Here is a 15,401-nt window from a genome sequence, read left to right as displayed (position 1 = left end):
TCATTAAAAAAATCAATGAGCAAATCCTGATCAGGATCACAGCCGGATATATTTTTAAAAACAAAATCCATCAAAGGATTTATATATTTTGTGATTTATCATTTATATCCGAAAAGAAACCATTTCACTTCTTTCAGACAACTTAATCCAATTAATCTGATACCGGTAATAATTTTAACACGAAATTCAGAGCTATTCCGCAGAGAACCCAAAAGACAAATCAACAGGCAGCATACAACAAAATACCATAACCATACACAAAAGCTCCTTTTCTTCCCAAAATCTCCTGAATACAACCAGCGGCCCACAGCAACAATATCAGTTCGCAACCATCCGTTAAACTGCGTTCAACCCTCCAAATTATTCTTAAGGTTAATAAAATACCTGTTGCATCAATATTTCTCCTTCAAATCTGCCTATTTTAATTATGATTAACCAGAAATCAGCCCGCACGCCAAATCAGGAATAAACAATTTCCCAAATCTGTAATTCCCCCTAACTGTACTGCTTCGGGACAATCCGGCACCTTTCTTAACAAATTTGATACAAACAAAACTTCTCCTTGGCCTCCCTTTTGCAACATTTAACATAACAAAAATATTTTTTTGAAAAACATTATTTTCTTATCCCCGTTAAAATCTATAACACATGATTCAAAATATTGGAAAAAAGCTTAGAGCAATTCGTAACACACATTGCATTAGCCAGAAAATTGTAGCCGATCAGTTGGGTATATCTGTTACAGCCTACTCTAAAATAGAGACTGGAATAACAGACGTGTCTTTCTATAAAGTTCAGCAAATAGCTGATATATACGGTGTTTCAATAATTGATATGCTGCGTATCGGAGAAAAAGATGCCCAGGATGAACAATATCCGGATGTAAAAAAACAGCTGGATGAACTGAGTGAAAAATATAACGATCAGCAGAAAAAAATAATTCAGTTATATGAAATCATAAGGACTCAAAAGTCTGCTGCTCATTAAATCAAAGCGATATACCGATTTCCAGGTAGATCTAAATACATCGTATAAGGGGAAAAAAGTGCTCAATTGGGGAATTATTTTCCCCACTCATTAAATAAATCCCCAATAGTGTCGCGTAAAGTAAAGAGGTAAATAAAAAAGCTTCCCTTCTAATTAAAGAAGAGAAGCTTAGCTATTTGTTTTTCAAGGTGTGACAGAATTTATTGTAGCGTACCCGTAAATGCAAAATCAGGGTGTTCAACACTTTTAAACTGACCCAATACCTGTTTGTTAGTTAGATTCGTAAAGTAATCCAGGGTAAAGGTATCAGCACCTAATCTTTCACTGAGCAGCGGTGCCATCGCAGTAGCAATTACCGAAGCATTACCATTCATTGCCCCTAAAGTAAACTTATACACTCCTGCCGGAGTTTTGGTATAACTATAAGGATAGATAGCCAGAAATTTGTTTGCAGTCTGATATACGTCTGCGGTTAATGTCAGCATGCTTTGGTTCACATTAAATACTAAAGCCATCTTATCCAGTCTCAGGTTGTACCCACTCGTTAGCGTACCTGATGCTGCCTTAGCTCTTCTGGCTATAAAATCTGCAGACCATCCCGGATAAGTAGTTCCATTAGGGACTGTTACCGAAGTATAGTTGATCCCTATCAGTGCATTTAATGGTAATAATGGTGAAGGAGATGATTTCAGATCAAATCTTTTCCCATCAACAGTAGTATAAAATCCCTGCGTTGCTGCATCCCATATAAACTCCCTCAGCAGTTTACCTTTATAGGAAACAGGATCCTGCAGTAATATGCCGTTTAGTGTAAAAACAAAAGGGCTGATCGCAGAACTGATCGTTCCCTTATCATCCCATACCAGGGTCATTTTCTTCTGAAAATAATCAAAGATAGTCTGTAAGTTAACCGCCCCGTCAATATTGGTATACAATGTACTGTTCGCAGCGATATAATCTGTTGAAGTCACTAATGAAGTCAGCAGACCTTTATTGTTATAAGCATCCTGCTCAGCTTTGGTTGCTCTCACCATAACCAGTTTACTGTCCAGCAATTTACCGGTTAGCTTTAAAGTATCACCAGTCTGTACTCCAAAGTTAAATTCAAAATCAGAATACAAACCCCATCCCGGTGTTCCTCCAAATACCCTTGCATCCGGATCAGCGAGTATATGCATGTAATTATAAGTATCAAATACCAAAGAAGGATTCATACTTGCTCTTAAGCGATATGAGCTTTCTTTAGCAGTCGTTGCCGGGCCATTATCCAAATCTGAATACATCGTTACCCTGTTCTTTTTGGTAAAGTTCAGATAGAATGAAAACCCGCCGCCCCCTGCCGGGTATAAATAGGCCTTCCAACCGTAAGGGCTATCTGTTAATTGGTCACTGTATTTGGTGAGTGCCTCAGCTACTCTGTCTTCTGGTCTTTCTCCATCCACCAGTATCTCGTTGTTCTTTTTACAGCCAGAAAATACTCCTATGGATAGCAAAGCATATATGATGATTCTTTTCATTTGTTTATCTTTTAAATTATTGTCCCATAACACCATAGAAATACGACTTTGGGTCAGTCTGCTTATAAAACGCACCCAAAGACCCTAAACCACCAATATTACCCGGTATAATTGTATTGATCCAGTCAATTTTGAATTTATTATTTTTGAAATAGTTGTTAACTCCGGCCATTTGCGTAGCTACAAAAGTCATATTACCATAAGTAGTCGTCGTTGGCTGAGGAGTCACCAAAGCAAGGGTGGCTACACCCGCAGCATCTATCTTGATTGTATAATCAGCATCAGCAAAAAATACTGTAGTACCCCGGGTAAAACTATAAGTTAACGTCATCGTACCTGCTGCCTTGAAAGTCATCTTTACATCCTGCAAACTAAATCCGGCACCAGTCATATTTGTCGCAGCCGTTTTCCACAAGTCTGCAAATTCAGCTGACTGATTGGCGTCTTTACCCGGATTAGAATACATGGTAGTATAGCCAATACCCGGTCCGATCAGCTTAGCTAATACCGGAGTACTTATATTATATAATGCATTTTGCACCTCAGTCTGTAAAGCATAAAAATCAATATTAAAGGCAGACTTAAAGTAATCTACTACATATTGTTCTTTCTTTTTCAACTTTACCTGCGCATCAGCAGGAGCTGTACTTACAGCTGCATTATAAGCCACACGACCCATCATAAGCATATTGGACGACATTTCAGCATAATCTTCCTCAGGAGCCGCTCTTGCATACTGTGTAATAAAGCCCAGTGCTCTTGCTTCTGCCAGAGTTCCTAAAAGCCAGTTACCCATATATCCACCTTTCGAAATAGTCTGAAAATCTGTCTGATAATCTACAGTCTGATTCAAAATATGGGTGTATTCATGCTGGATAACCTGAATAGCTTGTTTTACAGAAGCCAGGTTAGTTTTATCAAAAGTATTAACTACATACAATACGATTTTACGACCACCTTCAGCAGTTCCCAGTGTGATACTTCCGTCCTGATTATAAGCAGCACTACCTGCCAGAACAAATTGTTTTGGAGAAATTCTTTTAATAAAATCAGCTCCTCCGATCTTCTCAAAAGGCTTAATCCATACATCCCTCACAGTTTCCATCATAGGAATAACCTGCGACTCATCCGGAGGAGTAATATTCTTTCCATTGTCCAGCTCAAAACGGTCAAATCTATATTTCGTTTCTATGTTATAAGGAATCAAATAATTGTTTTCCAGCCACAAATCCCGGGCGGTTTTATCAATAATATTTTTATCTATGATATTCAGATTCGCATTTAATTTTTCTTCCTTTTTGCAGGAAGCCAGTGCCATTAAAATGATGAGTGTAAAAACACCTGTATTAAATATATTTTTCATAATTAATTATCTAGGGTTCAGTGATATACCAGACAGTTCAACTTGTGATGGCATTTGGAACAGCCTGCGCGGATCGTCAGCTTTCAATTCTATAGTAGTAGAACTTCCATTCGCTGCTACAACATTATGCTTAACCGGCAGATTATATCTCAAAATATCAAACCACCTCAAACCTTCCATTACAAATTCGGCTTTCTTAAAGTCAAGCACAGTATAAATCAGTCCTTGTTTAACATCCGAAGTACCGTAATAACTGGCAATCTTAGTTAATGTAAGTCCATCAGACACTACATTATAATTAGCAAGTCTTGTGCTCGCAAAAGTATTCAGATCCTGAATGGCCAGTTCATTTTGTCCGGTAGCAGCATAAGCTTCCGCTCTGTTGATTAAGGCTTCATCAGTAGTCAATACCGGAACGATTGTATAAGGCTCCCCAATAGTTGCATTCTGACTTGTTTTAACAAAATACTCGTTCCATTTTAAAAGTGAATAATTTGGCACACTGTAATTATACACTGAATGCACCCATCGCTTACCGGTAACATTGGCAATGCCAAACATTGCATTATTCAGTGTCTGGCCAAATCCATAACGGTTAGTTCTTGTTCTTGCCCACGAAGAAGCTGTTTCTATCAGGAGCAAAGTAGAAGGCTCTGTTGCCATGGTGAAATTGGTATACATCTCAGCTCCTGAATAATTCAGGTAGCGGGTACTCCATGGTCTGATAATCCCTGCAAAGGCATTACCTGATGAAATTGCACTTACATGCTCTATTACTTTAGCATAATCTTTTTTGAACAAATAGAATCTTGCTGCAAAAGCATGTGCTGCTGCTATATTGAAATGATATTTTGGAGTTCCATAAGCACTGTTTTTAATTAATGGTAAGCCTTCAACCAGATCCTTTTCAATCTGCGCGTATACTGAAGCTACTGTTCCGCGGGTATACTGTCCGTTCACCACTTTTTCGGGCGTGGTAACATAAGGAATCCCCGGAGAAGTATTATCACCTCCCGGGTTATAAACTTTTGAATACAACGTAACCAGCATGAAATGTGCATAAGCACGCGCCAGTAAAGCTTCCCCTTTATAGGGCTGATATGCAGTTTTATCTTCAGCTTTTTCAATAGCCGCCAATGCTTCATTTGCAGCAGCAATAGCCGCATAACTTCCATTCCAGTAATCAGTAGGTGTATCCTGAGAATTATCCGGATTGTCCTGCCAGAAATAAGGCAGTGTAACAAATCTCTCCTGATTTGTTACCTGAGGTCCTTTATCTTCCATATTATCTGATGCTGCCTCAGCAAAAGCAATAAAGTTAGACTCCGGATAAGCACTGGTTAATAGTTGTGCAACTTTATCTACAGAATTTATTTGTGTTCTCTGATCTGGTGAATGTTCCAGAAATTTTTTACAGCCTCCGGTAGAGACCAGAGCCAATGCAAGAAACGGTATATATATTTTTTTCATGTTGTTCTCTTTAGAATCCTACTTTTAATGATAATGTAAACTGACGTGGGATTGGCAGGGCTACTCCTCCTGTGCCAAAAAACTCAGGATCCTGACCATTTAGCTTTTTATCTGAATAAATCAGGAATAAGTTGTTTCCAACAAAACTCAGCGACGAATTAGTAAAACCTAATTTTTTCGAGAATGCTGCCGGAACTGCATAACTTAATATGATTTGTTTCATTCTCACAAAACCACCATCTGCAACTCTTTCTGTAGAATAATTATAGTTACTATAAGCATATATTCTTTCAAAAGCCGCAGCCTGTTGTTTATCAAGAATAGAAGGCCAGTTCGTTTTCAATTCATCACCTGGTAATACCCATCTGTCTAAAAAGCCGCGGGGCATGGCATCCAGGTCACTGTATGAGGTTTTGAAAGCAGGGTTTAATCTTACTTTATTTCCTGCAGCAAACGTGATTAAAGTCGATAAGGTAAACTCTTTATATTTGAAAGTATTAGAGAAACCTCCTGTATAAGTAGGATCTACCGGACCTTCATATTTTAAATATTGAACCTGATTACTTTGTAAGTTAATATCATTTCCAACTTGTCCATATTCATTGATAAAACTTGGTGAACCATTTTTCGGATCCAGCCCTTTAAAATCCAGGGAGAATAATCCTCTTTGAGCATATCCCTCCAGAGCACCACCATCAGCACCAGTTAGCCCAAAAATCAGCGGCTGGCTTTTCAGGTTGGTAATTTTATTCGTGTTATGTGCAAAGATGATCTGTGTTTTCCAGTTAAAATCACCTGCTTTAAGAACTGTTCCGCCAAGTGCAACCTCAATACCCTGAGATTTCATATCAGCATAATTAGCTTTTTTCACTGCTTCACCACCAATTCCACCTGTTCTGAATTCACCGATCAGGTCAAAACTTTTTCTTTTGTAGGCATCTACAGTTAATGAAAGGCGTTCATCAAATAAACCCAGATCAAGACCTATGTTGAATTCATTCAATTTTTCAAAAGTCAGCTCAGAGTTTTCCAAACCTGAAATATAAAGTTTGGTTTCCTTTTCAGTCAGATAAGGACGTTTGGTCGCCATACTCTTTACGACAAGACTTGAGTTTGTCGCATCTCCCATACTTGCAACCAAACCATAAGTCGCACGTAAAGTCGCACGGTTAACTATCTTTTTAATCGCTGCATTCTGCATGAAGTTTTCAGTATCGATATTCCATGAACCCGACACATTCCATGTAGGCAACCATCTGGCAGTAGTAGATTCGCCTAAAAGGTTTGAACCATCATATCTTCCTGTCGCATTAAAAGCATACTTTCCTTTATAAGAATAGGCACCTCTTAACGAGTAGTTCAGATACCTTTCGTAACGGTATCCCATACTGTAATAATTGAAACCACCTTCAACATTTGATTTTACGATAGCAGGATCAATAAACGGTACTCCCCCCTTGTCATACTGATAACCATAACCATCAAAAGTTTTATTCTGACGATCGATATAGCGTAATTCCTGTGTACCAAAAATATTTACGGTATGATCTGTATTAAATACCTTATTATACTCTAAACTATTACGCACATAGTAATTGGTAATGTTATCATCATTGGTATTATAGAATCCACCAAAAGGCAATACAGAAACCGGCAATGCATTAGGATCATCCGGATTCTTGTACAAGAATCTGTTTCTCCTTTTAATGGTCGCATCCAGCGGACTAATACCTGCACGGTAAGCTTCAGCCATATTAGAATGTTCAGTTATCTTGTGCTCCTGACTGGTTCTGGCAAAACGATATGCCCCATCAAAAGAGTATTTCAGGTTATCAGTTATTTTATATTTTAACCCTCCCTGCACTTTTAAATCTAAAACATTAAGTTCTAATGTATTATTCTCCAGTTCATTGAGGATATTAAAAGGAGCAAAATTCTGGGTGAAATACTCACGGTTACCATTTTCATCATAAGGAGTCAGTGTACGACTGGTATTTAAAGCATAACTGAAAGGGTTAATATCAAAATCGCGGTCATATGTTCCATATACGGGATTTCCTTTTCTGCCTAAAGTACCCGGAGCTTTCTGATCACGGATAGATCCCTGGGTGATTAATTCAACGCTTAATCTGTCATTGATCTCAAAATTTCCACGGATATTACCTGTAAAACGTTTGACATTATCACCAATAGACCAGCCATTATCCTTTAGAAAACTGGTTGAAGCATAGATTTTTGAACGCTGAGTACCTGAAGAAATACTTACAGAATGCTCCTGCATAAATGATTGTTTGAATAATACATCAAACCAATCCGTATTTGCATTTGCATAACGCTGTAAAAACTGTTTCTGACTTGGTGCATCATTTCTCAATGCATAAGAATCCGTTGAAGGATTATAGATATACATCTGATTATACATTTTAGTAAAAACGCCACCATTTTCAGCGCGTGAAGCATCAGCATGATTTAACAACCCTTTGTTTTGCATTTCCAGATAAACATTCATCTGATCTGCAGAATTCAGGATATCAAAATTGTTATAAGAAGGCTTCATATAACTTGAAAAGTTACCTGTATAGGAAATAACAGGTTTACCATCTGTATTTTTACCTTTTTTGGTCGTAATAATAACCACACCGTTCATCGCTCTTGCACCATACTGAGCAGTTGCCGCAGCATCTTTCAGAATGTTGAAGCTTTCAATATCATCAGGGTTTAAACCTGCTACAGACGAACCCACCAAAGTAGAAGGATCTCCGGTAGAAAGCTGCTCGTTGGAAATATTTACCACATCTTCCAGGATAATCCCGTCAACAACCCATAATGGCTTGTTATCACCTGTAATAGAAGTTGCACCACGGACACGGATCTTAGGGGCAGCACCAAAGGTACCAGATACGTTTTGTACAGATACACCGGCAACCCGGCCTTCCAGCATTCTGCTCACATCAGTAATACCATCACGTTTTACATCAGAAGCCTTTAGCACAGTAGATGAGCCGGTAAACAGTTTTTTGTTAATATCCTGATATCCATTAGAAACAATGCTTACTTCATTTAGCTGGCCGGCATCCTCATCCATGGTAATATCAATCTTAGTTCTGCCATTTACTTCCGCAACTACAGTTTTATAACCGATAAAACTGAACGTAAGCACTGCATTATCCTGAACTTTAATCGCGTATTCACCCTGAGCACTACTGGAAACCGCATTTCTGGCCCCTTTTTCTCTGATACTTACTCCCGGAAGGTATCCGCCATCTTTTTTAGAGGTGATACGGCCGGTAACAGTAATCATTTGTTTTATAACCTGGAGCGGGACTTTTACTAGAATCACCTGTTTCCCTACAATGTTATAATTGATCCCTTTTTCCTTCAGGGGCTCCAGGTCAGCCCTAATTGAAACCAGCTTTGCCGGAACTTCAAGATTTGTGGCTTTATTAATCTGAGCAGCATCGTAAACGAAACTTACCTGGTAAGCCTGCTCAATTTTTTTCAGATAACTATCTAATCTTTCGATTTTAAGTGCTTCACGCTGCGCTTCTTCTGCCATTGCAGAAGAGGTGCAAAAAATAATGCACATCAGCATAGCCATGAGGCCATACTTTAGTTTACGCATTTTTTTTGAGTAGTTTTTCTCCATAATTGGTTGTTAGTTATTAGGTTTAAGTTGATTTGTTATAGGTTATTTATAGTAATTTGATGTTCATTGGAGTCGATTCTGATTTTATAGGTCTGTTTCAGTACGGTTAGAATTTCTTTAAGACTGCTGTCCTTAAAATTGGCGTTGAACTTTTTGGCACTGCGCATCTGATCATGAACTACCAGGTTCACGTTATAATAAGCGCTAACCTGCTTGCAAACTTCTTCAAGTGGCATATCCACAAAGACAAGCTCTTTCGTGATCCATGAAGTCGAATTCGAGCCGTTTTCCCATTCCATTCTATGCTGAGACTCACTGTAATTGATTGCCTGTCCCGCTATCAGAATAGCAGAAGAGCTAATCGCATTTGGGGTAAACATGACTTTACCTGTACTCACCGCCAGTTTGATAGAAGCATGATGATAGTTAATATTGAAGGATGTTCCCAGTACGGTAACTTTCGACTGCCCCACCCGGACATTAAAAGCCCGCTTTACTTCATGATGTACTTTGAAAAAAGCCTGACCTTTGACTAAAATCACCTCACGTGCAGTATCTGCTAATACTTTAGGATACTTAATCCGGCTGTTCTCAGCCAGAATGACTTTAGTACCGTCACTCAAAAAAACCGAATCTATCTGCTGTTTGGTTTCCCTGACTAAGAAAGGCACTTCCGGAGTTTTTTTGGGATAGAAGAAAATACCGGCACTGGCAGTTACTGCAATGACAGCCGCAATTTTAAGCCAGCCAAAAGACCTCGTCTTCTGATGACCTTTATCAGTTAAACGTGCATTGAAATTTCTGGCCGAGCTGACAGGATCTATTTCATACAGTCTTTTAGTTAAAACAGCAGATTCCCAAATAGTTCTGGTCTCCTGAAAAATTCTTTCATTTTCTTCTGACAGTTTTCTGAGGTCAGCAACCTGCCGGGCCAGAACTTCATCTTCAGGGGCATTAAAATGGTTCAGAATAATATTCTGAAAGGTTAAATTGTCTTTCAAGTTAGTTGGTTTTGTAAGGATGACAAATAACCACCCAAAAACCCCTAGTCTATTTTACAAAAAAATGATATTTATTTAAAACAATTAGAAAAACAGTCTTTAATACAGAAACAGCGACAGTAAAGAGAAATATTTAGCCTTACTTTTTGGATCTTCTTCATGTATATTATGAATCACGCGCAATCTGAGTAACCTCAGGGCATTACTCATATGATTTTCAACTGTTTTCTCAGAAATCGATAATTCAGCAGCTATATCCCTGTATTTTAGGCCTTCCAGGCGGCTTAATTTAAAAACCTTCTGACATTTTTCGGGTAATTGCTCTATTTCATTATAAAGAAGTACGATTAACTCATTTTGTTCATTAATGATGTCAATATCGTCATCTGTTAAATGCTCAGCTATTTTAAGATGATGTTTTTCTATGTTTTTTTGTCTGTTGATATAATTGATAGAAGCATTAACAACGCTTCTGTACAGATAAGCTTTAACGGAGTTCACATAAAGCAACAGCTCCTTATCTTCCCATATCTTTAGAAACATGTCCTGAACGATCTCTTCAGCAACATGCATATTTTTCACATACCTATCCGATACCAGTATTAGTTTTTGAAAATTATTAGAATAAAAAACAGTAAATGCACTCTTGTCATCATCTTCTATAAGATTAAGCAAATCCTCCCCTGTAGTTATATTTTCTGTTATCTCATTAAACGCCATTATACTCCTTAACCCCCTAAATATTCCCGGAAAATAATACCAGCTTACGCTTCTGAAATCTAAAATAGCATTTAGCAATCACTCTTGGGCAATAAATATTAATAATATGAGTTATTAAAAGCTTTTATTTAAAAAGACCGGCAAACCGGCAAAAAATTACAACCGTTCGGGTCCATATGACAACTGATCAACATTTGTATGAGTCCACCGCGAGTCCACAGTGAGTCCACGTTGAGTCCACCTTTTCCTGTAAAAACGTGGACTCATGGTGGACCTGCGACAGACCTGATGCAGACTCACAGAGATGTTGACCGCAGCTGAACAGATTCCACAAAAAAGCCATGCTGTTTTCAGAACCGGATTCTTCAGAGAAGAGATCAGGCAGAAAAACAGCATGGCCGTATTAAAAATTGTTTAAAATCTATCGCTGATAATTTCCGAACAGGGTAACAGCCAGATCCGGATAATCCGAAATGATACCGTCAACCTGCAGTTCGGCCATTTTTTTCAGTGAAGACTCCTCATTCACCGTCCAGGGCAATACCTTTACCTTTAGCTGATGTGCATCTTTTACAAATGCAGCATCTATCATTAAATAATAAGGGCTGATCGTATCAGGAGTAAAACCTAATTTGTTCAGATTAGTGCTGAAATTATCTTTATTGGCTACCAGATAAGAAAGTTTTTGCTTTGGATACTTTTGATGTAATACAACAAGCGGCCGGGTATCAAATGATTGTATAATCACCCTTTTAGTAATTCCTTTAGCTTTAAGTACGCCCATAACCAATCCTGAAAACAATTCAGGATCCGGATGCGCAGTGCCATCACCGTCTGCAGAACTTTTGATTTCAATATTATAAGACACAGGTTTCAACCGGTGAAGTTTAACATAAGATTCAACACTATCGATCAATACCGATAATAATGGTTTTACAGTTTTAATCTTCAGCTGTTTAGGGAACGCTGCATTTCCCTTTGTTCCGCCATCATAACTTTTAATCAGCTCGTAAGGCATCTTGTATAACAGCAATGATTTTTCTTCTGCTTTACTAATCTCCGTTCCATCTGGTTTAAGCATAAAATCAGCAGACATATACAGGTCATGGGAAACTACGACCTGCTGGTCCTGAGAAATCACACAATCCAGCTCCAGGGTTCTTACCCCCAGATCTATCGCATGCAGCATAGCTGCAATAGAATTTTCCGGCATAATTCCTCTTCCGCCGCGATGGGCTTCCACATCAATCTTTTGCTGAGCATTTGCTGCGGTAATAGCCAGGCAGCTGATGATTAAAAATATATATTTCATATCCAAATGATTAAAAACTATAACGAAGTCCGATCTGACACTGATAAGGATTACCTGAAGGTTTCACTACTCCGGCACCGTTTACACTGTAAACAAAGTTATTGGTTGTTTTATCAAATCCATCAACAGGAGGAGTTGTTGCAGTTTTAGGAATACCTAAAGAATACAATGCCTGGGTACCCAGCGATTCATTCACACCCCATTTCTTGTTCAGCAGGTTACCTACGTTAAAAATATCACCTGATAATTCTAAACTATGCGTTTTATAAATTTTAAACTTCTTGGTAATTCTTAAATCGAAGATGCCATAAAAACTATTAACACCACCATTTCTTTCCGCAATTTGTCCCGAGTATTTCAGAATATAATCTTTTACACTCTGACTTGCATTTGGATTATCTAAAACAGCCTGCAAACCAGCACGTACATTCTGAGGCACTGAAGGGTTGTTTCTGTCAAAGATATAGGCCAGGTCATTGCTACCCACAAAATCACCGTTGGTATTACCTCCGGATAATAGCGTATAACGCGTACCACCAATTCCCGAGTAACGGATACCAATACCAATACCATAAAAAGTAGGTAGTGTTCCATAAACTACAATCTTGTGGCGGAACTGGTTATCAGACGCAGTCATTTTACTTAAATCACGCGGATCATCTTTAACTGGTAAAGATAAAGTTGCACTGTTAGCCACGTTACCATTGTAAGAAGTATTATCTCTGGTATCATTCCAGGTATAGCTGAATGAAATCGCTCCATCCTTAAAATATTGATAACTACCATCAATAACCACTGCAAACTGGTTTACCTTACCTTTACTGTTCAGCTCCAGCACACGGCCCAGCTTATTGCTGATACGACCTTGCTGCCAGTCCGGAGAGCTGTTCTGGATACTTGCTGCAGGCACATAAACACCGCGGTCACCCTCATTTGATAAACGGAAGTAAGGATCTGCAACCATGTTACGGTCTACATACATATAGTTATGCCTTCCTAAAGTCATATAACCGGTAATACCAACTTTTAAACGATCCGTAATGAAACGGTTATAAGATACGTTTGCTTTATAAATTACAGGAACCTGCGCGTCACTTGCATTTGCATTGATTGTTGTTAATCTGTTCACACCCGGCAGACCAAAAAGTTCCTGTCCTGGTGCTGTTGCCGGATTTGCACGGTAACCAGGAAAATCCGGTGTAGGTACACTCGCACCCCTGACATCAATTGAAGCCAGATGGTTTCCATCAAACACCATATTGTTAATCGTTGCATAGTTATTAATGTCTGAAGCAAAAATACCCGCACCAAAACGAACAAAATCCTGATGTCTGTCATTAATATCCCAGTTAAACTGAACACGTGGCTGGATTTGAAGTGTGGAAAGAGAATTATCAGTTCTTAAACCCAGTTCATCAAAAACCAGCTGATTAAATTTCCCTTTAGGATAGCTGCTATAATCCAGACGTAAACCCGCAATTACATCAAGACCTAAAGCAAGTTTGGTCTGCATCTGACCATAGATTGCTGTATTGTAAATTCCCTGTCGCACACTTGGATCTGCAACCAGAGGTACCTCTCTGGTATAACGGTAAGGTTTTCTCGCTTCAAAATTATCCAGTGCACTGGTTTTGGTGGCCGCGTCATCTCTGAAATAGAAACGTCCGTTTAACTCACTTCCATAAGTGGAATGTGCATTGGTATACATGAAGTCAACACCAAAAGTATACTTCACCTTATCTGTGTTGAAATACAGGTTATCTACTAACTGGAATACATTATTGGTAAATCCTTCCTGGGCAAACCTGTGACCACCCATCTGAATATCAGTAGTCAGTGACTTGCCGCCAATTGTAGAGGCAACACCTTCCACAACTGACCGCGGAATATTTGCACCCGGCAACTGATTACCAGGACTGCTTAACTGATAAGTATATAAATGTTGTGCTTTTAATTCGTTGGTTAAACGCGGATTGATAGATGTACGTAAAGACGCCAGAAAACTATTATCCACATTCTTATCATTACCATATGACTCATATAAATTGATAGCCGTATTATCTTCCAGTCCCAGTGGATTTCTGTCATTGGTATAATTATCACGTACTGTCAGTAAATTTTTCTCATTGATCTGCCAGTCAATACGGGCAAATGCAGCATCAGATCCTCTTTTTTTATCAAATGATCCAAATTGCGGCGTATTGGCAACACCATATACCCTGCGGGCAATATCAACATACCTGTCCAGCGTAGGCTGGTTAACTTTTAATCTGGTTTCATCCGCAGGTGATAAAATATTGGCGATCTGTAAAGGGCGGGCTTCCTTCTGATGATCCCAAACCATGTAAAAGTGTAATTTATCTTTAATAATCGGGCCGCTCAATGAGAAACCATACTGATAAGTAGAGAAGTCTGATTTACGTTTGTTCCCATTGATATCATAAGGGCTGGATAACCAGTCAGCGCGTCCGTAAGTAAATGCACTACCACTTATGGTGTTGGTTCCTGATTTGGTTACAGCACTGATTGTACCTCCGCCATTTCTACCCTGAGTTACATCGTATTGATTGGTAACCACTTTAAACTCGCGGACTGCCTCTATCGAGATAGAATAAGGTGCACCGCTTCTGCTGGTTGTTGAACCCGCTGATGTAGGGTTTTTAGCCGTCATACCATCAATAGTAAATCCTGTGGAAGATCCTAGCTGGCCTGAAATATTATTGCCTTTACTTAATGGAGAAAGATCCATCAGTGTAGTAAAATTACGCCCCAGTACCGGCAGCCTGGTAATATCTCTGGCAGAAACAGTAGTAGCAGCTCCAAGAGTTTCCGTCTTGTTCTTCATCCCTGATCCTACAATTTCTACTACAGCAAGATCGTTCACCGCGTCCTGCATAGTTACATCAATTCTTAAGGCATCACCCTGATTCAGGGAATAACCAGTTCTTTTTTGTTCTCCAAAACCGATATAGGTTATCGTAACGGTATAAGGTGTACCCAAAGGAAGTTCTTTAAAAGTATACTCACCTTTTGCATTGGTTGTTGTTCTGGTTGTGAATCCTGTAGACTCATTCCGGATTTGTACGGATGCACCAGGTATAGTTTTTTTAAGATTGTCGGTTACGATTCCGGAAATAGATGCCTGTGTTGTCTGCGCTGCTAATTCGTTTTTATATAAAGAACAAAATAACAACAGCAATACTGTGCAGAGTAAATTTTTCATCATGTGGCTGAGGTTTATTTTTTCCGCAAATTTAAAGCCCCCCATATTAGCCACAGAATATGTTTGTATTAAGGAATTATACCTGCATCAGGAACAATCCTGAGCGTGCAATCCATATAACTATTGCAATCAGGCGGTTTAAGATTTATCCTCATAGCTAAA

Annotated in this window: 9 protein-coding genes; 1 reads left to right on the top strand and 8 read right to left on the bottom strand. The window is 38.8% G+C overall.

The window, feature by feature from the left end; genetic code table 11:
• The first annotated feature begins 648 nt into the window (after window positions 1-648).
• On the top strand, window positions 649-987 hold the full coding sequence (locus PL_RS17100) for a helix-turn-helix domain-containing protein (protein WP_041878036.1): 339 nt from the start codon (window positions 649-651) through the stop codon (window positions 985-987).
• A 200-nt stretch (window positions 988-1,187) separates the two neighbouring features.
• Here PL_RS17100 and PL_RS17095 read toward each other — a convergent pair whose 3' ends face one another.
• The 8 genes from PL_RS17095 to PL_RS17060 all read right to left on the bottom strand — a co-directional run bounded on the left by PL_RS17095 (window position 1,188) and on the right by PL_RS17060 (window position 15,242).
• Window positions 1,188-2,504: a DUF4302 domain-containing protein gene (locus PL_RS17095; RefSeq protein ID WP_160292056.1), complete on the bottom strand. Its 1,317-nt coding sequence runs from the start codon at window positions 2,502-2,504 to the stop codon at window positions 1,188-1,190.
• 16 nt (window positions 2,505-2,520) lie between these two features.
• A complete protein-coding gene (locus PL_RS17090; protein WP_082035789.1) occupies window positions 2,521-3,867 on the bottom strand; it encodes a zinc-binding metallopeptidase in 1,347 nt (448 codons plus the stop codon).
• A 6-nt stretch (window positions 3,868-3,873) separates the two neighbouring features.
• On the bottom strand, window positions 3,874-5,337 hold the full coding sequence (locus tag PL_RS17085; RefSeq protein WP_041878034.1) for a RagB/SusD family nutrient uptake outer membrane protein: 1,464 nt from the start codon (window positions 5,335-5,337) through the stop codon (window positions 3,874-3,876).
• Window positions 5,338-5,347: 10 nt separating this feature from the next.
• A complete protein-coding gene (locus tag PL_RS17080) occupies window positions 5,348-8,983 on the bottom strand; it encodes a SusC/RagA family TonB-linked outer membrane protein (protein WP_041878032.1) in 3,636 nt (1,211 codons plus the stop codon).
• 35 nt (window positions 8,984-9,018) lie between these two features.
• A complete protein-coding gene (locus PL_RS17075; protein ID WP_052496019.1) occupies window positions 9,019-9,984 on the bottom strand; it encodes a FecR family protein in 966 nt (321 codons plus the stop codon).
• 99 nt (window positions 9,985-10,083) lie between these two features.
• A complete protein-coding gene (locus PL_RS17070) occupies window positions 10,084-10,659 on the bottom strand; it encodes an RNA polymerase sigma-70 factor (protein ID WP_348619968.1) in 576 nt (191 codons plus the stop codon).
• Between the two features lie 466 nt (window positions 10,660-11,125).
• Window positions 11,126-12,016 carry a glycerophosphodiester phosphodiesterase family protein gene (locus PL_RS17065; protein WP_041878031.1) on the bottom strand — a complete coding sequence of 297 codons (891 nt, stop codon included), beginning with the start codon at window positions 12,014-12,016 and terminating at the stop codon, window positions 11,126-11,128.
• Window positions 12,017-12,026: 10 nt separating this feature from the next.
• Window positions 12,027-15,242 (bottom strand): TonB-dependent receptor, encoded by a 3,216-nt coding sequence (locus PL_RS17060; RefSeq protein WP_041878127.1) that lies wholly within the window; start codon window positions 15,240-15,242, stop codon window positions 12,027-12,029.
• Window positions 15,243-15,401 lie beyond the last annotated feature (159 nt).

Source organism: Pedobacter lusitanus (genome assembly GCF_040026395.1).
Lineage (GTDB): Bacteria > Bacteroidota > Bacteroidia > Sphingobacteriales > Sphingobacteriaceae > Pedobacter > Pedobacter lusitanus.
This window is presented reverse-complemented; position numbering and strand designations above follow the sequence as displayed.